This is a genomic window from Nitrosospira sp. Nsp18 (genome assembly GCF_900103145.1).
GTDB lineage: Bacteria > Pseudomonadota > Gammaproteobacteria > Burkholderiales > Nitrosomonadaceae > Nitrosospira.
The window spans coordinates 86,259-105,250 of the sequence record NZ_FMWY01000006.1; the positions used below are offsets into that span (position 1 = coordinate 86,259).

At 52.1% G+C, this 18,992-nt stretch carries 22 protein-coding genes; 15 read left to right on the forward strand and 7 right to left on the reverse strand.

Translation table 11 applies throughout. The features are described 5' to 3' along the window. Positions 1–101: 101 nt before the first annotated feature. The 3 genes from BLS94_RS04365 to tadA all read right to left on the reverse strand — a co-directional run bounded on the left by BLS94_RS04365 (position 102) and on the right by tadA (position 3,029). A complete protein-coding gene (locus BLS94_RS04365) occupies positions 102–1,796 on the reverse strand; it encodes a CTP synthase (protein ID WP_090957941.1) in 1,695 nt (564 codons plus the stop codon). A 265-nt stretch (positions 1,797–2,061) separates the two neighbouring features. Then, complete coding sequence (locus BLS94_RS04370; RefSeq protein WP_090957943.1) at positions 2,062–2,541, reverse strand: L,D-transpeptidase; 480 nt, start codon at positions 2,539–2,541, stop codon at positions 2,062–2,064. Continuing rightward, positions 2,541–3,029: a tRNA adenosine(34) deaminase TadA gene (gene tadA / locus BLS94_RS04375; RefSeq protein WP_090957945.1), complete on the reverse strand. Its 489-nt coding sequence runs from the start codon at positions 3,027–3,029 to the stop codon at positions 2,541–2,543. The genes BLS94_RS04370 and tadA overlap by 1 nt, the downstream gene beginning before the upstream one ends. A 593-nt stretch (positions 3,030–3,622) precedes the next feature. On the opposite strand from tadA, the gene BLS94_RS04380 reads away from it, so the two are divergent. From BLS94_RS04380 to ccmI, 11 genes are all read left to right on the forward strand, one after another. Beyond that, the gene (locus BLS94_RS04380; protein WP_090957948.1) at positions 3,623–4,561 is read left to right on the forward strand and encodes a DUF5996 family protein; all 939 of its coding nucleotides are present in this window, start codon (positions 3,623–3,625) and stop codon (positions 4,559–4,561) included. A gap of 199 nt (positions 4,562–4,760) precedes the next feature. Further along, positions 4,761–5,240, forward strand: coding sequence for a VOC family protein (locus BLS94_RS04385; RefSeq protein ID WP_090957950.1), 480 nt, complete (start codon positions 4,761–4,763; stop codon positions 5,238–5,240). A 444-nt stretch (positions 5,241–5,684) separates the two neighbouring features. Then, on the forward strand, positions 5,685–6,305 hold the full coding sequence (gene ccmA, locus BLS94_RS04390) for a cytochrome c biogenesis heme-transporting ATPase CcmA (RefSeq protein WP_090957952.1): 621 nt from the start codon (positions 5,685–5,687) through the stop codon (positions 6,303–6,305). Between the two features lies 1 nt (position 6,306). Further along, positions 6,307–6,966 carry a heme exporter protein CcmB gene (gene ccmB / locus BLS94_RS04395; protein WP_090957954.1) on the forward strand — a complete coding sequence of 220 codons (660 nt, stop codon included), beginning with the start codon at positions 6,307–6,309 and terminating at the stop codon, positions 6,964–6,966. Positions 6,967–7,060: 94 nt separating this feature from the next. Then, the gene (gene ccmC / locus BLS94_RS04400; protein ID WP_090957956.1) at positions 7,061–7,810 is read left to right on the forward strand and encodes a heme ABC transporter permease CcmC; all 750 of its coding nucleotides are present in this window, start codon (positions 7,061–7,063) and stop codon (positions 7,808–7,810) included. A gap of 29 nt (positions 7,811–7,839) precedes the next feature. Beyond that, complete coding sequence (gene ccmD / locus BLS94_RS04405) at positions 7,840–8,004, forward strand: heme exporter protein CcmD (protein ID WP_256325285.1); 165 nt, start codon at positions 7,840–7,842, stop codon at positions 8,002–8,004. After that, a complete protein-coding gene (gene ccmE, locus BLS94_RS04410) occupies positions 7,988–8,437 on the forward strand; it encodes a cytochrome c maturation protein CcmE (RefSeq protein WP_025039521.1) in 450 nt (149 codons plus the stop codon). The genes ccmD and ccmE overlap by 17 nt, the downstream gene beginning before the upstream one ends. Positions 8,438–8,538: 101 nt before the next feature. Then, a complete protein-coding gene (locus tag BLS94_RS04415; protein ID WP_090957960.1) occupies positions 8,539–10,584 on the forward strand; it encodes a heme lyase CcmF/NrfE family subunit in 2,046 nt (681 codons plus the stop codon). Then, positions 10,581–11,105: a DsbE family thiol:disulfide interchange protein gene (locus BLS94_RS04420; protein ID WP_072766796.1), complete on the forward strand. Its 525-nt coding sequence runs from the start codon at positions 10,581–10,583 to the stop codon at positions 11,103–11,105. The genes BLS94_RS04415 and BLS94_RS04420 overlap by 4 nt, the downstream gene beginning before the upstream one ends. Continuing rightward, positions 11,102–11,587 carry a cytochrome c-type biogenesis protein gene (locus BLS94_RS04425; protein ID WP_371130218.1) on the forward strand — a complete coding sequence of 162 codons (486 nt, stop codon included), beginning with the start codon at positions 11,102–11,104 and terminating at the stop codon, positions 11,585–11,587. Before BLS94_RS04420 ends, BLS94_RS04425 begins: the two co-directional genes overlap by 4 nt. Further along, entirely contained in the window at positions 11,584–12,891 is a 1,308-nt protein-coding gene (ccmI, locus tag BLS94_RS04430; protein WP_090957962.1) for a c-type cytochrome biogenesis protein CcmI, read from the forward strand. Before BLS94_RS04425 ends, ccmI begins: the two co-directional genes overlap by 4 nt. Before the next feature lie 303 nt (positions 12,892–13,194). Here the strand turns inward: ccmI and BLS94_RS04435 are convergent, their stop codons facing one another. Beyond that, the gene (locus BLS94_RS04435; protein WP_090957964.1) at positions 13,195–14,208 is read right to left on the reverse strand and encodes a COX15/CtaA family protein; all 1,014 of its coding nucleotides are present in this window, start codon (positions 14,206–14,208) and stop codon (positions 13,195–13,197) included. Positions 14,209–14,301: 93 nt separating this feature from the next. Continuing rightward, entirely contained in the window at positions 14,302–14,745 is a 444-nt protein-coding gene (gene smpB, locus BLS94_RS04440) for an SsrA-binding protein SmpB (RefSeq protein WP_090957966.1), read from the reverse strand. Positions 14,746–14,835: 90 nt separating this feature from the next. On the opposite strand from smpB, the gene BLS94_RS04445 reads away from it, so the two are divergent. From BLS94_RS04445 to BLS94_RS04460, 4 genes are all read left to right on the forward strand, one after another. Further along, positions 14,836–15,273 (forward strand): type II toxin-antitoxin system RatA family toxin, encoded by a 438-nt coding sequence (locus tag BLS94_RS04445; RefSeq protein ID WP_072766792.1) that lies wholly within the window; start codon positions 14,836–14,838, stop codon positions 15,271–15,273. After that, positions 15,260–15,574, forward strand: a complete 315-nt coding sequence (locus tag BLS94_RS04450; RefSeq protein WP_090957968.1) for an RnfH family protein — start codon at positions 15,260–15,262, stop codon at positions 15,572–15,574. The genes BLS94_RS04445 and BLS94_RS04450 overlap by 14 nt, the downstream gene beginning before the upstream one ends. Positions 15,575–15,964: 390 nt before the next feature. Continuing rightward, positions 15,965–16,918 carry a DUF6607 family protein gene (locus BLS94_RS04455; protein ID WP_143021646.1) on the forward strand — a complete coding sequence of 318 codons (954 nt, stop codon included), beginning with the start codon at positions 15,965–15,967 and terminating at the stop codon, positions 16,916–16,918. A gap of 180 nt (positions 16,919–17,098) precedes the next feature. Beyond that, entirely contained in the window at positions 17,099–18,016 is a 918-nt protein-coding gene (locus BLS94_RS04460; RefSeq protein WP_090957972.1) for a DNA-3-methyladenine glycosylase family protein, read from the forward strand. Positions 18,017–18,188: 172 nt separating this feature from the next. Here BLS94_RS04460 and BLS94_RS04465 read toward each other — a convergent pair whose 3' ends face one another. Both BLS94_RS04465 and BLS94_RS04470 read right to left on the reverse strand, forming a co-directional pair. Beyond that, entirely contained in the window at positions 18,189–18,404 is a 216-nt protein-coding gene (locus BLS94_RS04465; protein ID WP_090957974.1) for a hypervirulence associated TUDOR domain-containing protein, read from the reverse strand. Positions 18,405–18,569: 165 nt separating this feature from the next. Further along, positions 18,570–18,902: a cupin domain-containing protein gene (locus BLS94_RS04470; protein ID WP_090957976.1), complete on the reverse strand. Its 333-nt coding sequence runs from the start codon at positions 18,900–18,902 to the stop codon at positions 18,570–18,572. Between the last annotated feature and the right edge of the window lie 90 nt (positions 18,903–18,992).

The window sequence follows — 18,992 nt, forward strand, 5'->3', positions numbered from 1 at the left end:
CCGAATATCAGACGGTTCCAATTTTTATTTTGATTTACATGACGTGGGTCTTCAGTTGGGGAGAAAAATTTTGCCCCGGATCAGGTTCGACAAGACCGAATCTACTGGTTGGCACCTATGGCGGTGTCTTTCGGTTTATTGGGCGTTAAAGCTTCGGCTGCCGTGTATTTGCCCGCGAAACGGGCAGCTGCCTCGATAAACGCCGTAAAGAGCGGATGCCCCGCCTTGGGAGTGGAAGTAAATTCGGGATGGAACTGGCAGGCGACAAACCAGGGATGCTCGGCTTCCGGCAATTCAATCATTTCACATAAACCGTCTGCTGCCGATACAGCGCTCACGCGCAGCCCAGCCTGTTCTAAACGAGGAATATATTCATTGTTGACTTCATAACGATGACGATGGCGCTCGACGATTTTATCCGCCCCATAAATTTTCCGGACAAGCGATCCTTCCTTGAGCAAACATTCCTGCCCGCCCAGGCGCATGCTGCCGCCGAGGCCCGACTCGGCGCTCCGAACTTCAAGATGACCTTCGCGGGTGCGCCATTCGGTTGTCAAAGCGATTACGGGGTAAAGCGTATCGGGATTGAATTCGGTGCTGTGCGTGCCTTCCATATCAGCCTTGTCACGGGCATACTCTATTACAGCCAACTGCATGCCCAGGCAGATTCCGAGATAAGGAATGCGGTTGATACGGGCATAGCGGATAGCCATGATTTTGCCCTCCACCCCGCGCTTGCCAAAACCGCCGGGAACCAATATCCCATCCATGTGCTTAAGGCAATCGGTTCCTTCTTTCTCGATAGTTTCAGAATCCACATAGTGAATCTTGATTTTGCTTTGGGTATGAATGCCGGCATGAATCAATGCTTCCGATAGAGATTTATATGACTCCGTCAGATCCACGTACTTACCGACCAGCGCGATTTCTATTGTTCGTTGAGGATTCTCCAACGCGTGCACTAGTTTTTTCCAGATGCCCAGATCCGCCGCCTTGGCGAGCATATTCAGCTTGTGGCAGACGATCTCATCCAGCATCTGTTCGTGCAGCAACCCCGGAATTTTATAAATACTGTCTACATCCAGCGCCAGAATCACTGCTTCTTCCCGAACGTTGGTGAATAGTGCGATCTTGCGGCGTTCCTCCGGCGGTAACGCCCGGTCGGCACGGCATAGCAGCACATCCGGCTGGATGCCGATTTCACGCAACTCTTTTACCGAATGCTGGGTTGGCTTGGTTTTCAATTCTCCCGCGGATGGGATATAAGGCAGCAACGTAAGGTGGATAAAGCAGGTATCCTCGCGAGGAAGCTGCACCGCCATCTGGCGGATCGCTTCCAGAAACGGTAGCGACTCGATGTCGCCAACCGTCCCTCCGATCTCGACGATGGCCACCTGTGCATTGGCAGCCCCGGCCCTGATGTTCAGTTTGATTTCATCGGTGATGTGCGGAATGACTTGCACAGTGCCGCCCAGATAATCTCCCCGCCGTTCCTTTTTTATTACGCTCTCGTAAATCTGACCGGTAGTGAAATTATTGAGCCTGCTCATGCGCGCGGTAATGAAACGCTCGTAATGCCCAAGATCGAGGTCGGTTTCCGCTCCATCCTCCGTAACGAATACCTCGCCATGCTGAAACGGACTCATGGTTCCCGGATCCACGTTGATATAGGGATCCAGCTTGAGCATCGTAACCTTGATGCCACGAGTTTCGAGGATAGCTGCAAGCGAGGCCGCAGCAATGCCTTTTCCCAAGGAAGATACTACGCCGCCCGTTACAAATACATACTTTGTCATGGCTGCTTATGATACCGGAAAAGGTCCATTCGAACAAATTGGCGACAATGGTAAAGCGGTTTTTGCCGGGAAAACAGTTCGATAACTCGGCGGTGTAATTAAACGCGCTCTTTATTACAGCACGTGTGTCAACGGCCGAATTTGATTTATCTGGAGTAAAAAGCAGAGGCGCAACAACTTTGCCAATGGCTCGGAAAGCGTGACGTTCCTTTCAGGATGTCTTCGATGCTACGCCCTGCCAGACGCTCCAGATCCAATCCAGATGTCAGTCTTTGATATCAACCTCTGTTCCAGTAGTCACCAGGTCGAATAATTGAAGTAAGTCTCGGTTATACATGCGGATGCAGCCGATGGAACCAGGCTTGCCCATCTTAGTGCTATCGGGGCTCCCATGGATATAAATGTAGCGGCGCATGGTATCGACTTTACCCATACGGTTAAAGCCTAATTCACAGCCGGAAAGCCAGAGAATGCGGGTGAGAATCCAGTCACGGCCTGGATATCTCGCGCCCAGTTCAGGGGTGTAAATTTCACCGGTGGGCCGGCGTCTGATAAATACTGTATTGATCGGCTGGCTCGTCCCGATTTTGGCGCGAATGATGTGCTTGCCGAGCGGGGTGCAAAAGCTGCCGTACTCCTGCCCTACTCCATTTCCGGCTGAAGAAATTTGATATTTCCGGACGATATTCTGATTCTCATCCCATAGATCAAGCTCTTGTGATGGAATACTAATTACAATTTTCATCAGCAACTCTCATCAGCATGGCGTTTCGTTGCTGTCTTGCGGCGCTTCTCAAAAAAAAGCTTCAACTTTTCCGCTCCTTCTTCCGCCAGAATATCCCCGGTTACCTGCATATGGTGGTTTAGCCGTATCTCCGCCGGCAGGTCGATCACGCTCCCGCATGCTCCTGTCTTAAGGTCCGCTGCACCATAAACCAGCCGCCCGATACGGGCGTGAAAAATTGCGCCCACGCACATGACGCAGGGTTCCAGCGTCACATAAAGGGTGCAATCCGCCAAACGGTAATTACCCACGTTTTTCGCCGCATTCCGCAATGCCATCACCTCCGCGTGTGCTGTTGGGTCTGCTGCCGAGATTGGGCAGTTGTAACCACGTCCGAGGATGACTCCATTCCTCACCACCACGGCGCCAACCGGCACCTCGCCTACTTCTTCCGCCTCTGCTGCAAGCTCAAGCGCTACGCGCATGAAGCCGGAATCGTCATTATTCATGGCTGCTCACATTTCAGGTTACCGTAAAAATTCTCGGCGGGTAAGAAATACACCTTTACCTCATATCGTACTACTTGTAATGCATGCTGGGCATTATGTAACAGAAGAGGCGGCAACAAGGGCTTCTTGCTATTTGAAGCAATATAGTCTAAGAAAATAGTAGCGTTGGTTAGTCTTGGTTAGCGGTCTCGATAAACCTTCAATAACTTTTCGGGAAGATGAATATGCCTAAATCCACTAAGTCCACTAAATCTGCGCAACCGGCGCAATCTGCTCAATCTGATCAATCCGTGCAAAAAAAATTGAAGCGCCTCAAGGGTCAAGATCGGGTTCGTATGGCTCGATTATTTGAAAAAATTACCGGTAACGTGCAGGAGATGAGTACGATAATGAATCGCTTGCACGGTACCCCTGTGCCCTGGACAAAATTTCAAATATCGTCTTCAGGTGCAGCAGGCGCTGATGGCCCTTTCGTTATTACAGTGGTGTGTAACGAAGAAACCGGAGAATGTGGATGCTACGATCACGAGGCTGGAACGTGCGGCCCTTGCCCTGCAGTGGATCTTTAGCACCGGCATTGAAAGGATACGACCATGACTTCGAATTATATTGCCGACTCGAACGATTGGCCCAACTTGCCCGCACTGAAGGACTGGCAGGACACTTGTGCTACCGTCCACATGTGGACACAGATTGTCGGCAAAATCCGATTGGCGCTCTCTCCGAATATCAATCACGGTTGGGGTTCTACCCTCTATATCACCACGCGCGGCCTTACAACCTCACCCATCCCTTACGGAAAATTTACGTTTGCCATCGACTTCGACTTTATTGCCCACTTACTGCGCATCACCACCTCGCAAGGCACTGATCGCGCATTTATGCTGGAGCCCATGCCGGTCGCGAGCTTCTACCGCGAAGCAATGGAAGCACTTGCCCAGTTGGGTATCGAGGTCAAGATTTTCGCCCGGCCGGTTGAGGTGGAAGTAGCAATACCATTCGAAAAAGATACCCAACATGCGAGCTATGATGCCAATGCCGTTTCCCGATTCTGGCATGCGCTCGTGCATGCGGATAACGTTTTCAAGGATTTCCGCGCCCGCTTCATCGGCAAGGTGAGCCCGGTGCATTTATTTTGGGGCGGATTCGATCTGGCTGTGACCCGGTTTTCCGGGCGAACCGCACCGAAGCATCCGGGCGGGGCACCCAACGTCGCTAACAGGATAATGGAAGAGGCCTACTCTCATGAGGTGTCGAGCGCTGGCTTTTGGCCCGGGACAGGCTTGGGCGAAGCAGCCTTTTACGCCTATGCTTATCCCACCCCTGCTGGTTTCGATAAATATCCCGTTCAGCCGGAAGCTGCGTATTTCCACGACAAGCTTGGGGAATTCATTCTTCCTTATGAAGCTGTGCGAACAGCTGACCACCCGGCACAGGCACTGCTCTCATTTCTTCAGACCACTTACGATGCTGCCGCCACCCTGGCGCACTGGGACCGGTTGGCGCTGGAACGCAACAACCTGTCCACGTGATACAGAACGCGACGGTGGATGCGGCTATGCTAATCTTCTACACACGAAGTTAACCAAATAATTTATTGGGATAACCAAATAATTTTATTGGCTATTTGATGACTTTGCTGGTTATCCGATGAGTGACGGCACAGGAATGTAGTACCAAAATACTTTATGCCGCCACGATTTAGAACCTTGGAAAAAAGGGAGTGCAGATATGACAACTAAACCCATACCCGATGGTTACCATACATTAACGCCATACCTGATGATTAACGGCGCGGCCAAGGCCATAGAATTTTACACGCGGGCGTTTAACGCGGTGGAATTATTTAGAATGGGCGCGCCTGGCGGGAAAATCGGGCATGCCGAAATTCAAATCGGCGATTCCCGAATTATGCTGGCTGATGATTTCGGCGGGGAACGCATATTTCGTAGTTCGCAATCCGGAGCTGGTTCGCCGGTGGGTCTTCATTTATACGTCAAGGATGTGGACGCAATGTTTGCCCAGGCCACAAGTGCGGGCGCCGAGGTCATCAGACCGGTCCAGGATCAGTTTTACGGTGACCGGACAGGGGGGCTGGAAGACCCCTTCGGGCATATCTGGTTCCTCGCGACTCACAAGGAAGATCTCTCCCTGGATGAAATCAAGCAGCGTGCTGCGGCGATGTTCAAGCAAGGCGGCGCCGACACCTAGCTTGAATGCTATGGGCAATAGGTACGCGAAAACAAGCGATCTATGTTTATTGCATATTTTCTTGGGCATTTTGGTTGGACAGAGTTAGTTGGAGTTAACAGGTAGCGGTACCAAAGCAGCGCATCGCGCCGTCTGAATCTTTTGACACCAATTCACCGCCGCGGTCCGATATGCAAGTCATCCCTTCACGATATACTGTTCGGCTGGTTTTGCGAGAGCATCTTCATTGAGCCATCGAACTGCCACCTGGAACTTATCAAGACATAGCGTGCAGCTCCCTTCGCTTACTGGCGACCCTGCGCGTCGCTACCTCGGTTGCGAACCGCCGAAGCTCCCCTGTTGAGCCTTTATTTGAAAGCAAAGAGACATTCGCATCTCTTCATTGCGGTCGTAATCGCGTAAGTTCGCGTCGATACGCTATAATGCCGGTCTTTTGCTTCGACAATGCCAACGCTGCAAGGACACAACCTGACGTGCGTGCGCGGTGACCGCCGATTATTCAGGGATATCAATTTCTCCCTCGAATCAGGTGGATTGATGCAGGTTCAAGGCCCCAACGGGAGCGGCAAAACCAGCCTTCTACGCATGCTGTGCGGTCTGGCACTACCAGCTCAAGGGGAAATTCATTGGAATGGTGCTGAAATTCGTTCGCTTGGCGGAGACTATTATGGCGCGATGACCTATCTCGGTCATTTAAGCGGCGTAAAGGACGACTTGACCGCCATCGAGAATCTGCGTATTTCCAGCGCACTGGCAGGAGCGGAAATCGATGAACATAAAGCCCATGAAGCGCTGCAACACATGGGATTAGGGGGACGCGAGTTATTGCCCGCCAAAGTATTGTCGCAAGGGCAGCGGCGCAGGGTAACGCTGGCACGCCTGATGGTATGTAAGACCGTGTTATGGATACTGGACGAACCTTTGACGGCGCTTGATACTGCCGCAGTGAAGCTGATACAGGGTTTAATGGAGCGGCACCTGGAACACGGCGGTATGATAGTGATGACAACGCACCAGGAGATCGACATAACTGCCTCTGCAACCCAGCGGTTGCAACTCGCCTGACATGTTTTTCTGGATAATCCAGCGCGACCTTCTGCTCGCGATGAGGCGGCGGTCAGATGTTTTGACCACACTGTTTTTTTTCATCATTGTGGTGAGCCTTTTCCCCCTCGGCGTGGGCCCGGAGATGAGTATGCTCCGAACCATGGCGCCGGGCGTCGTCTGGGTTGCCGCACTTCTCGCTTCGATGTTGTCATTGGGGCGGATGTTCTCCAGCGATTACGTGGACGGCACATTGGAACAGATGCTGCTGTCGCCCCAGTCACTATCCCTGCTGGTGCTGGGCAAGGCGCTGTCTCACTGGTTGGTGACAGGAGTGCCCCTTGTGCTGATGGCTCCGGTGCTGGGTATCCAATATGATTTGTCGGCGGACGCGCTGCAGGTGCTGACGGCTTCATTATTGCTGGGAACGCCGGTTTTAAGTCTGATAGGCGCCATCGGTGCGGCGCTGACTTTGGGATTGAGAGGGGGGGGTGTATTGGTGTCACTGCTGGTGCTGCCGCTATATATTCCGGTATTGATATTTGGCGCGGGCGCAGTGGAATCGAGCGTGGCGGGCTTGGGAGCTGCGGCGCATATGTCGCTGCTGGGCGCTTTTCTGCTGGCGTCTCTGGCCTTGGCGCCATGGACGGCGGCCGTATCATTGCGGATTTCGATGGAATAAAAAACCAATTCGGAATTTAAGGTTTTTAGGTTAAAATTTAAAGCTAAGCACGTGAGGCGCAAAACCTCGAATATGGAGTTCAGTATTTTTTGACATGGCGATTAACTGGTTCAAATATTCCTCCCCGGCGAGTTTCTATTTTCTTGCCGGTAAAATGATCCCGCTTTTTTCCGTTGCCGCGATTATATTGTTCGCGGTGGGGCTTTATATCGGGTTTTTTGTAGCGCCGACCGATTTTCAGCAGGGTGAAGCCTATCGCATCATTTTCATTCACGTCCCTGCCGCCTGGATGTCCATGTTCCTGTATGTGGTAATGGCGATGTGGTCCGGTATCGGCCTTGCATTCAATACGCGCCTGTCTTCCATGGTAGCCACCGCGATCGCCCCGACAGGAGCAATGTTTACGTTTCTCGCCTTATGGACCGGCGCACTGTGGGGCAAACCCATGTGGGGAGCGTGGTGGGTATGGGATGCGAGGCTTACGTCGGAATTGATCCTGCTGTTTCTCTATATCGGTTTCATGTCGTTGCAGGCTGCAATAGACGACCCACGCCGTGCCGACAAAGCCGGGGCAATGATTGCGCTGGTGGGGGTGGTGAACGTACCGATTATCTATTTCTCCGTAAAATGGTGGAACACCTTGCATCAAGGTGCCTCCGTCAGCGTGACGCAATCGCCGAAGATGGCTACCACCATGCTGACCGGCATGCTCATCATGTCCATCGCATGCTGGATGTATGCGATCGCTGTGGTACTGATCCGCACGCGGACAATTATTCTGGAACGCGAGCGTCATACGGCGTGGGTAGGTGAGTTACAAGAAGGGGTAGGGGTGGCTTCGTGAACTGGACAAGCGTGGCAAATTTTCTCGATATGGGTGGATATGGATTCTACGTATGGGGATCCTATCTGGTGTCGCTCCTCTGCATTGTCGGAGAAATTGTTCTGGTTTTTAACCGCAAGCGAACTTTGCTCAGACATCTCAGTCTGATTCATCAGTCAACTAAACAAGAGAAGGGAAATGAAACCACGTCATAAAAAACTGGCAATTATCGCTTCAAGCGTGACTGCATTAGGCGTTGCTTCGATATTGGTTTTGAATGCATTCCAGAGCAATCTGGTCTTTTTCTTCAGCCCCACCCAGGTAGCAAACAACGAAGCGCCGGTGGGTAAGAGCTTTCGTATCGGCGGGCTCGTGGAGGAAGGAAGCGTCAAACGGCAGCATGATGGCGTGACAGTGAACTTCGTGGTGACGGATACCGCAAAGGTTATCCCGGTCGTATACACGGGCATTCTTCCCGATCTGTTCAAGGAAGGCAAGGGCGTGGTAGCTCAGGGAAAGCTCGCGCAGAATGGCGTTTTTCGCGCAGATGAGGTGCTTGCGAAACACGATGAAAATTACATGCCGCCGGAAGCCGCCAGCGCCCTCGATCAGGCGGACAAGGCACGTAAAACCGTGCTGATGCAATAGCACAAATAGTGCAAGACCAGGCAGGTTCAGGAAAACTTTCCTGAATCTGCCTGGCCTCAGTTCCGATTCCAAATCCATAAACCTAACCGATAACCTTAGCCATGATTCCAGAACTTGGTAATTTCGCTCTGATCCTCGCCCTGCTGCTAGCGCTTATACAAGGCACCCTGCCCATTATCGGGGCAGCCCGTGCCATTCCCTCATGGATTGCGCTGGCCCGTCCGGTGGTTCAGGGACAGTTTGTGTTTGTCCTCATCGCATTTTTCTGCCTCGCCTATTCATTCGTCAACAGCGACTTCACGGTTATAAATGTCGCTCAGAATTCGAATTCGAAACTGCCGGTGGAATATCGGTTTGCCGCAACATGGGGTTCGCATGAAGGGTCCCTGTTGCTGTGGACATTAATGCTGGCGACCTGGTCGGTCGCGGTCAGCGTGTTCAGCCGTCACCTGCCGAATGAGATGGTAGCGCGGGTACTGGGCGTCATGGGCCTGGTGAGCGTAGGTTTTCTGTTATTCATGCTTTTCACCTCGAACCCCTTTGACCGGATGTTGCCGGGCGCCATGGAGGGAAGCGATCTCAATCCCCTGCTGCAGGACCCAGGCATGGTCGTTCATCCCCCCATGCTCTATATGGGTTACGTAGGCTTCTCGGTCGCATTTGCTTTCGCTATTTCCGCGCTGCTTAGCGGGCAAATGGATGCAACCTGGGCGCGTTGGTCGCGCCCATGGACTACAGTCGCCTGGCTGTTTCTTACTATCGGCATCATGCTCGGAAGCTGGTGGGCCTATTATGAGCTTGGTTGGGGCGGTTGGTGGTTCTGGGACCCGGTGGAGAACGCTTCTTTCATGCCCTGGCTGGTTGGCACGGCGCTGGTTCATTCCCTGGCGGTAACGGAAAAACGCGGCAGCTTCAAAAGCTGGACCGTACTGCTGGCTATATGCGCGTTTTCCTTGAGCCTGCTCGGTACATTCCTGGTCCGTTCGGGCGTGCTGACTTCCGTTCATGCGTTCGCAACCGATCCCAAACGAGGCATTTTCATTCTGGCTTTTCTGGTTATCGTCATCGGAAGTTCACTGCTGCTTTTTGCCTGGCGTGCGCCAAAGATCGGGTTGGGCGGCAAGTTTGAACTGGTGTCGAGAGAATCCATGCTGCTCGCAAACAATCTATTGCTCATGGTGGCGGCAGGCAGCATCCTGCTGGGCACGCTTTACCCCCTGATTATGGATGCGCTTGAGCTTGGTAAATTATCGGTTGGGCCGCCTTACTTCGAGACTGTATTTGTGCCACTGATGACACCAGCGATTTTTCTGATAGGGGTAGGTCCCCTCGCCCGCTGGAAACAGGCAAACCTGCCTGAACTTGCGATACGCTTACGCTGGGCTTTCGTCGTAAGTCTGGTGACAGCCCTTTTGATGCCGTTTGTCATGGGCGAATGGAAACCTTTCGTAAGTTTCGGTCTGCTGCTTGCTTTCTGGGTCATCGCCAGCATAATCGTCAGTCTGATACATCGCCTGCAAAGCAGTAGCAGAAAGGGTTTGTTCGCGAAACTTGCCGCGCAGTCACGTAGTTATTACGGCATGCATGCCGCACATCTGGGCATAGCGGTGTTCGTTATCGGCGTAACGCTGGTTGGCGGTTATGAAACCGAGAAAGACGTGCGTATGGAAGTCGGCGATACCGTCGAAGTAGGAGGCTATACATTCCATTTCAACGGTGCAAAGAAGGGACCGGGCCCGAATTACGTAGCGGATATCGGCAATATGGATGTGTTGCGTGACGGTAAAAAAGTGGGCGTCATGGAACCGGAAAAACGCGTTTACAACGCATCGGGAATGGCTATGACCGAAGCAGCGATAGATACCGGCATTTGGCGTGATCTCTATGTTGCTCTGGGCGAACCTCTGGAAAACGGAGCATGGGTAGTGCGTGTTTATCATAAACCGTTCGTCGACTGGATCTGGTTTGGATGTCTGCTGATGGCATTTGGCGGCGCCCTGGCTGTGACCGATCGGCGTTATCGTCTCTCTCCACGCAAACAACGCGAACCTGTTGACGACAAAAAAACGGTGGGCAAAGCCGGCAAGCGTGGCAAGGTTGGAACAGTTCCTGCGGCGCCTTTGATTACCAGGAGCGGAAAGGCATGATGCGTTTCCTGCTGCCGCTGGCGGCATTCATTGTCCTTGTTGTGTTTCTGCTTATTGGCCTGAATCTCAATCCCCGGCAGGTTCCCTCGCCATTAATCGGAAAACCGGCCCCTGAATTCCGGTTGGAGCAATTACACGATTCGGAAAAGATGCTGACTTCCAAAGATAATCTTGGCAAGGTCTGGCTTCTGAACGTATGGGCGTCGTGGTGTGTCTCATGCCGCGAGGAACATCCAGTATTGGTTGATCTGGCCAGGTCGGGAATAGTCCCGGTCTACGGCCTCAACTACAAGGACGAACGCGATCTGGCCTTGCAGTGGCTCAGGCAATTCGGTGATCCCTACACTGCAAGCGCCAGAGATCCGGAAGGCAGGACGGGCATAGACTATGGTGTATATGGTGTTCCGGAAACTTATGTCATCGATAAAAACGGAGTCATCCGTTACAAACAGATTGGTCCGGTAACGGTGGAAGCACTTGAAACGAAAATTCTGCCGCTGGTAAAGGAGTTGCAGGGATGAGTTTTGTCAACATGAAAAAACTTGCCTTGCTGCTCGCCCTGATGCTCCTGGTACCTTACGGCTGGGCCAAGGAAGCAGCGCCGGTGGCTGAAGATCCCGAGATCGAGAGGCGCATGATCGCATTGTCCGAAGATTTACGCTGCCTCGTATGCCAAAACGAATCGCTGGCGGGTTCACGGGCTGATTTCGCCAATGACCTGCGGCGCGAAATCCGCGAACAGATGCACGCAAACAAAAGCGATAAGGAGATTGTCGACTTTCTCGTGGCGCGGTATGGCGATTTCGTACTCTATCGTCCTCCGGTCAAGTCTTCAACCATGTTCTTATGGTTCGGTCCGTTTATCTTTCTTCTGATTGGGGCGGTACTGCTGGTCATTTATCTCAAGCGCCGCCGGAATCAGATTGAAGAACCAATGCTATCCGAACAACAACGCAAGCAGGCTGAGTCCCTGCTAAAGGGAAGCAAGGGTAATAACGCATGACGTCATTTTGGGTTGTCGCCGGCATCTTTATTGTCGGTGCCTTGCTGTTCGTTCTTCCTACGCTGTGGAGTAAAAGAGATCGCCAAGCTGGTGTGGCGCGCGACGCGACCAATGTCAGTATTTATCGCGATCAACTGGCCGAACTCGATAGCGACTTGCGCAACGATATACTGACTCATGAGCAATACGAACAAAGCAAACGGGAATTACAGCAACGGATGTTGCAGGATATTCCCGATGGAGAGGTTATGGAGGCAGCAGCAACGGGCGGGAACCGCAATGTTGCAACCATTACACTAACAACACTCGCCGTGCCGCTGCTGGCAGTTTCGCTTTATCTCTGGCTGGGCAATACAAAAGCTTTATTACCACAGCCGCCGGTTGAACAGGCCGCCATGTCCGCAGAGGAAGGTCATCCTAATTTTTCGGCAGTGCTGGAAAACCTCATAGAGCGGCTCAAAAACCAGCCTGATGACCCGGAAGGCTGGCTCATGCTGGGACGAACCTACGCAATGATGCAGCGCTTCGACGAAGCAAAGGATGCTTATGAGAAAACGCTTGCCCTGAGCCCGGACAACTCCCAGGTCATTACGGATTATGCCGACATCTTGGCAATGACGAATAACGGCAGCCTGTTGGGGGAACCTCTCGAGCTGATCAATAAAGCATTGCGCCTCGATCCCGGCAATCCCAAGGCGTTGGCGCTGGCAGGCACGGCTGAATTTGAGCGGAGAAGGTTCAAGGACGCTGCCGCCTACTGGGAAAAACTACTGGCGCTTATTCCACCTTCTGAGTCAGAGCTGGCGGAATCAGTCAGGAACAGTATTGCGGAAGCGAAATCCCTGGCTTCAGGAAAAGGTAGTTTAATGGCAGGAGCACAGGATCAGCCATCCAGCAACCGGACTCCTCCTGCTGCTAATAAGCCCGAGTCGGTTGCGGGCGCCGCAGCCTCGACCTCGTCGGGCACACTTTCCGGTAAAGTGACGTTGAGTCCCGCACTGGCTGGCAAAAGTTCACCCAACGATAGCCTTTATATATTCGCTCGCGCTAAAGTGGGGCCAAAGGCGCCGCTGGCGACTTTGCGCATGGAGGTCAAGGACTTACCGGCGACTTTTTCACTGAGCGATGCGATGGCCAGATCTGGCGTGCAGCTCTCCAGTTTTGCGGACGAGATGGTGGTAGGCGCCAGAATCTCAAAATCCGGCTCACCTATGCCACAAAGTGGCGATCTGCAAGGGTTCAGCCAACCAGTCAGGATAGGTGACAAGGGTATCAATGTGGTAATTGATCAGCAACTACCCTAATCAGGATAGCATCTGTTCAACCAAGGTGTGAGTTCCCCGGTCTCCATCTGCCCTGCTGGATGCAGAACATCTAAACGTAAGGTACATAAAGTGTTTTAGGGCGGCAATAACGAAGCAATTCGCTATTGCCGCCCTACCTGCTAGTTTTACCTTGTTTTCTCGCATGAGAAATGGCCGTTTGCCCCCAGCCACCTTTGCCGTGAAGCTTCCCAAGCCAAGGCGCCATCGCTCCCTTGACGTTCGTCATTGATTCTCTATCGTCCGCAGCAACCCAAACGCGCCGCCAATTGCAACATCTATTGGTTAACGGCGTAACTGGTAATTTACCCAGAGTGCTGCGGTTAACAACAGCACCGCTCCCGCTTGATGAGCTGCCGCCAGCGGCAGAGGGACGACAAGCAATAATGTGGAGATTCCCAAGCTTATCTGTATGCCAAGCATAACCAATAGCAGCGTGCATGCGAGGCGAGCCGAACCTGAAAGTGGTAATTTTCGGGATTTAAACCAGAAAATTGGAATAAGGATTGCGAGCATCCAGGCAATCAGGCGGTGATCGAATTGAACCGTTGCCATGTTGTCGAAGAAATTTCGGTACCATGGTTCCAGTATGAATATTTCGGGCGGAATGATGTGGCCGTTCATCAAGGGAAAAGTATTATAGGCAAAACCTGCCTGGATACCCGCCACGAAACCTCCCGATAAAATCATTATGAATATCAGGGTAGTCAGCGCATTCGAGAAACGGCGTAAACTGCCTAATCCGCTGCTGGTTAATGATGTGCCAACGGGATAAAGCAGCCCTAGCGCCACCCAGAACATAGCGGCATAGATGGCGAAAGCCAGCCCCAGATGGGCTGTTAGCCGATATTGGCTTACATGCGGATTATCCACCAACCCGCTCTTTACCATGTACCAACCCATCCCGCCCTGCAACCCCCCCAGAAGAAAAATCCCGGCCAGCTTGAGGCCCAATGGTTTGTCAATTGCCTTTCTTGCAATGAAATATACGAAGGGCACAAAAAAAGCCAATCCGATGACCCGCCCCAATAGGCGGTGAAAATATTCCCACCAGAAAATGCCTTTGAATTCTTCCAGGCTCATGCCGACATTGATTTTTTTATACTGAGGCGTCTGATGGTATTTTTCGAAAAGTTCGTCCCAATCACTTTGGCCGAGCGGGGGCATGGTGCCGACGATGGGCTGCCATTCGACAATGGACAGTCCAGAATGGGTGAGCCGGGTAACACCTCCGACCACCACCATGGCAAATACCAGAGCGCAGCAAACAAGCAACCAGATAGCGATGGGTTTATGCATGATAAAATTGGAAGTTAACTATATATGCGGAAATTAACGATGGCGAATGAAACGCGCCGCCTAAAGATTTTTTAAGCCTGGGGATTCGAGGATTTATTTCGCGCGCATTAGACGTTGTTTGTCGCGCACCCACTCTTTCTGTTTCTCGGATTCACGTTTGTCATGCTGCTTCTTGCCTTTGGCCAAGCCGATTTCAAGCTTGATTTTGCCCGCCTTATAATGCATATCCAGCGGCACCAATGTGTATCCCGCACGCTCAACCTTGCCGATAAGCCGTTTAATTTCTTCGGCATGCAACAGCAGCTTGCGGGTACGAACCGGATCCGGCTGGATATGGGTGGAAGCTGCCAGCAAGGGGCTTATATGACAACCGATCAGGAACAGTTCGCTATTACGGATGACGACGTAAGCTTCTTTTAACTGAATCCGTCCCGCGCGGATCGCTTTGACCTCCCAACCTTCGAAAACTACGCCGGTTTCATGCTTCTCTTCGATAAAATAATCATGAAAAGCTTTTTTATTCTGAACAATGCTCATGTATTGGAAGAAAAAGGGTGAGTTCCGCGCGGGTTTCGTGTATTTTAACAGCTTTCAATACTGTCTCGTTCGATGCGGGCAGTTTATCTTATGGCTGAAATCGAAAAGTCAGTACTGATAGGGCATTCTGCGAGCCAGATGTTTGCATTGGTGGATGCAGTGGAAGACTATCCCAAGTTTTTGCCGTGGTGTGGCGGTTCATCCGTCACTCCACAAAATGATTCGATTACGCATGCGACGGTCCAGATCAATTATCACCACATCAAGCATAGCTTCACTACCAAGAATATCAGGCATCCGCCGGAATTGATCACCATGACGCTGCTGAACGGCCCGTTCCAGAACCTCGACGGTCACTGGCGTTTTACCCCTTTGGCAGAGAACGCCTGCAAGATCGAATTTCGTTTGCATTATACGTTTGCGCACATGATTCTCGAAAAACTGGTGGGTCCGGTATTTTTCATCATTGCCAATAATCTTGTGGACGCATTCATCGAGCGTGCGGAAGAAGTTTATGGGAGTTCGTGAACACAAGATCGAGATCGAAGTCGTCTACGCTTTACCGGAGAACCAGATTATGCGGCGGATAAGTGTGCCGCCCGGAACAACTGCGAGACAGGCTGTGGAGCTTTCCGCAATCATCGATCTCTTCCCGGAAATAGACCTGGCCCACAACAAACTTGGCATATTCGGCAGGCTGGTCCAGCATGGAACGATTCTTTGTGACGGCGACCGTGTGGAGATCTACCGGCCCTTGATGGTGGATCCGAAAGAGAGTCGCAGAAGACGGGCGAAAGAGTTCAAATCAATCCGGAAGGCGGAAACATAAGCGGAAAAACTCTTCGCCGTTTTATCACAAAAAGTTAATTCCCACCTCATCTTTCCACGTCTTGAGAATATGAAGCAGCAAGAGGCCCATGCTGCTTTCGGGGGCCGCTCCAAGAGGCACTTCCCCTCTTATTGACAGTGATTATTATTATCATTATCATCACCGACACTGTTATTGCCGAAAAATCCCGATTTTTGGCCACGGCCCGCCTGATCAGGCCGGGTATCTGACGTCAAATGTTGTAAAAAAATACCACGGCGGAAAAAAGGATATCAAATCGAGAATGGGACAAACAGGCCCCCGTATGGAGAACTCATGACACGCTCGTTTTCATTTGCAATATGCTTGCTCACACTTTCGCTCCTCACTGCATGCGCAGGTCAACCCCGTTTGGCAAAATCTGACTCATCGCAGTACCGGACAGTAGAACGTCCGGTTGCCGGCTGTGCTGCTGGTGAAAACCCTTTCAACTGCGATCGCCGTGCCATTCTTGCAATGCTGGGTGGATACGAAGTCCAGTTCAGGTTTGAGGAGACGGTGGTGCTGAAGCCAGGCTATGAGCGTAAACAGCCCAAGCGCAGCATGGGTTTTGAGTCCGTCGTGCTGGTCGAAGATGCTGGCAGACGAATCTCGCTCCAGCATATTCTTGTAATGGGTGGGGGCGCCATTACTAAGCACTGGCGTCAGGACTGGATATATGAATCACCAAGGCATTGGGTATTTGTGGGCGACCAACGCTTTGAGGAGCGGAAGCGCGATGCCATGGAGATACCTGGCACCTGGACGCAGCTGGTTTACGAAGTAAACGATGGCCCGCGGTATGCAGGCAACGGAAAATGGAATCACAAATACGGGATATCGACCTGGACCTCCGGGCGCACTTGGCGGCCGCTACCCCGGCGCGAATACACCAAGCGCAGCGATTATCAGCTGATCAATGCCGAAAATCGCCAAACGATTACGCCGCAAGGCTGGGCGCACGAGCAGGACAATACCAAAGTCATGCGCATGCAAGATGGCAAGGATATACCATTGGTCCGTGAATTCGGTTTCAACGACTATCGACGCATTGAAGGCTACGACTTCGGGCCTGCATTGGCCTATTGGAAGGGAACATCCGATTTCTGGTCAGAGGTGCGCGCACGCTGGGATAGCCGGCTCGCCACGAACGGATCGATAACCCTGTCTCTTCAGACGGGGGACGAGAGCTTTAACAAGACGCTGCTCGACCTTGGGGACGCATACATGAAAAACCCCCAATTAAATTTATACCGGAAGCAGCTTGACGACGCTTTCAGCAAATTCGTCAAGGTGGGTACACCTGCGCCAATCGTCAAGCCCTGAGCATACGCTCCGCCGGCTGTGAAGCCGTACACTGCCAGGCAAGCAAACGCAGATTCGGGGCAAAGATTCCAAGGAAGCTTAGCCCAGATCATTAGACGCGCTTCCACTGGATGATGGTCTTAAAGCGGCAAGATCAGAGAACAGGCTTCCCTTTCTTTTTTCTTCCCGGACGGGATACCAATGAAAATGTACGAGATTCCCGTCGTAGCGCCCTACCGGCTTGATCTTACGGTAAGCGTCCTTCGACGGCTATCGACAAATATCATTGATCTACTCACGCCAGAAGGACAATACGTACGCGCACTCGCTGGTTCGCCAGAGCCTGTGATTGTCCGCGTCATGCAGAACCGGCAAAACTCATTGTCTGCCGTCATCGAAGGTGATACTAATAACGAGGCTGAGCTGCCCGGGCTCGTCCGGGAGATGCTCGGCTGCGATCATGACCTCGTGGACTTCGAGCATTCCGCTAAGGCTATCCCATGGCTGGCCCCTTTGGTCCAACGCATGCAGGGTGTAAAACCGCCTCGCTATCCCACCCTCTGGGAAGCCTGCGTTAACGCAATCGTGTTTCAGCAGTTAAGCCTGCAAGCCGCCATTGCGATTATGCGTCGCTTGATTGTTGCCTTGGGACAATCAGTGAAAGTTGAGGGCATACCCGTGCCATTGTATGTATTTCCAGCTGTAGAAAGCTTTTTGCGTGCAACCGACGATCTACTGCGCGAAACCGGGCTTAGCGCCAGTAAAATCGCAACATTGCGGCGCGTGGCCGAAGCGCTCACATCCGGCAGGATCGATACGGCTAAACTGGAGCAATGCAAGAGCCTGAATGCGGCAGCCATCCTTTGTCAGATAAAAGGAATCGGCCCGTGGACGGCAGCGGTCATTTTGCTGCGCGGCTTGGGGCGACTGGATGTGTTTCCCGCCAACGACACCAGCGTGGCGAGTAATATTGCGCTCGTCTCGGGCACTGCGCCGTACGATGCGAAGAGCGTTTTGGATACGCTCGGCCAACAGCGGGGAATGCTGTACTTTTATCTACTGCTCGCCCGCCTGGAATCCCGCGGTGAGATCGGCTGTGCGTCGTTCGAGAGACCATAAACAACTTAATTGACACATGATCGATCAACTGCTGGATTCAGGTTCAAGGGCAGGATATTTTGTTTCTCACATTAGGTTACGAGAACGTCGAACGCTTGCCCAAGCTTACTAGCGTCTGCTGTATCCTTGTTACTGATAAGGGAGAGCTTGCGGTGAAACTACCAGTAGTCTCTCAACCGTTTATTTTTTTTAACGCCGACCCTTTATGCATCGCGATGTGATCTGTCTTGTCACTCTTGATCTCATACTGCGGCTCATCCTCGCTTGCATGATGCGTATAGCCCTTGTAGTCGATGTCTTTTGTATGCACTTTGATAATCTTTCCGCTAACGTGTCCGGCTTCCGAGTTCCAGGTGACGTGATCGCCGACTTTGAATTTGCTTACCATGATGTTCGGCTCCTTAGGCTAATACTCGCGATTAAAACATAGGACCGCTGATTCCAATCTTTCTCCCCCTTCTTGAAAGCTGTCTGTCGAGGTGTATCTCGGGGATGTAAGCGGCTTTGACAGGTTACGTCACCCCTTGTATGGAAGGAATAGGCATAGAAATCGCTAGGCGACGTGCAAAAGCATCGTGACCAGAAGGGAGGAATCTTCAACCGCTCTCAGCGCATATGTCTCGCAGCCTGCAAGACAAACCAGGTCGCCCGCCCGCATGGATCGCGTCATTCCGGCAACCATAAGCTCAATCGACCCTTCCAGGCATTGAATTGTCATCTCCCCCGCCATCTGATGGGGAGGCACCTCCTTGCCCGCAAGAAGAACCATACGCGAAACTTCGAGATGGTTGGACTTGAATAATGCATTTGAGATGGTGGTTTTGAGGTTGTCTTTCAGCGGACGAACATCGATCAACTCGCCCGACGATGCGTGATGGATCGCCATAACCGCTCCCGAGAAAACGTTGTTGACGTGGTGTTGAGGACACCTGGAACTGAACAGGCTTCCAAAATTGACACTGTTGCCAACATTAGC

Coding starts and splice junctions, on each gene's coding strand:
- BLS94_RS04470 (WP_090957976.1), bottom strand. CDS start 18,902: ATGGCGATCCATCACGCATCGTCGGGCGAGTTGATCGATGTTCGTCCG.
- BLS94_RS04435 (WP_090957964.1), bottom strand. CDS start 14,208: ATGCATAAACCCATCGCTATCTGGTTGCTTGTTTGCTGCGCTCTGGTA.
- tadA (WP_090957945.1), bottom strand. CDS start 3,029: ATGAATAATGACGATTCCGGCTTCATGCGCGTAGCGCTTGAGCTTGCA.
- smpB (WP_090957966.1), bottom strand. CDS start 14,745: ATGAGCATTGTTCAGAATAAAAAAGCTTTTCATGATTATTTTATCGAA.
- BLS94_RS04445 (WP_072766792.1), top strand. CDS start 14,836: ATGGCTGAAATCGAAAAGTCAGTACTGATAGGGCATTCTGCGAGCCAG.
- BLS94_RS04420 (WP_072766796.1), top strand. CDS start 10,581: ATGATGCGTTTCCTGCTGCCGCTGGCGGCATTCATTGTCCTTGTTGTG.
- ccmI (WP_090957962.1), top strand. CDS start 11,584: ATGACGTCATTTTGGGTTGTCGCCGGCATCTTTATTGTCGGTGCCTTG.
- ccmB (WP_090957954.1), top strand. CDS start 6,307: ATGTTTTTCTGGATAATCCAGCGCGACCTTCTGCTCGCGATGAGGCGG.
- BLS94_RS04385 (WP_090957950.1), top strand. CDS start 4,761: ATGACAACTAAACCCATACCCGATGGTTACCATACATTAACGCCATAC.
- BLS94_RS04425 (WP_371130218.1), top strand. CDS start 11,102: ATGAGTTTTGTCAACATGAAAAAACTTGCCTTGCTGCTCGCCCTGATG.
- BLS94_RS04450 (WP_090957968.1), top strand. CDS start 15,260: ATGGGAGTTCGTGAACACAAGATCGAGATCGAAGTCGTCTACGCTTTA.
- BLS94_RS04370 (WP_090957943.1), bottom strand. CDS start 2,541: ATGAAAATTGTAATTAGTATTCCATCACAAGAGCTTGATCTATGGGAT.
- BLS94_RS04465 (WP_090957974.1), bottom strand. CDS start 18,404: ATGGTAAGCAAATTCAAAGTCGGCGATCACGTCACCTGGAACTCGGAA.
- ccmD (WP_256325285.1), top strand. CDS start 7,840: ATGGGTGGATATGGATTCTACGTATGGGGATCCTATCTGGTGTCGCTC.
- BLS94_RS04380 (WP_090957948.1), top strand. CDS start 3,623: ATGACTTCGAATTATATTGCCGACTCGAACGATTGGCCCAACTTGCCC.
- BLS94_RS04415 (WP_090957960.1), top strand. CDS start 8,539: ATGATTCCAGAACTTGGTAATTTCGCTCTGATCCTCGCCCTGCTGCTA.
- BLS94_RS04365 (WP_090957941.1), bottom strand. CDS start 1,796: ATGACAAAGTATGTATTTGTAACGGGCGGCGTAGTATCTTCCTTGGGA.
- ccmE (WP_025039521.1), top strand. CDS start 7,988: ATGAAACCACGTCATAAAAAACTGGCAATTATCGCTTCAAGCGTGACT.
- ccmC (WP_090957956.1), top strand. CDS start 7,061: ATGGCGATTAACTGGTTCAAATATTCCTCCCCGGCGAGTTTCTATTTT.
- ccmA (WP_090957952.1), top strand. CDS start 5,685: ATGCCAACGCTGCAAGGACACAACCTGACGTGCGTGCGCGGTGACCGC.
- BLS94_RS04460 (WP_090957972.1), top strand. CDS start 17,099: ATGAAAATGTACGAGATTCCCGTCGTAGCGCCCTACCGGCTTGATCTT.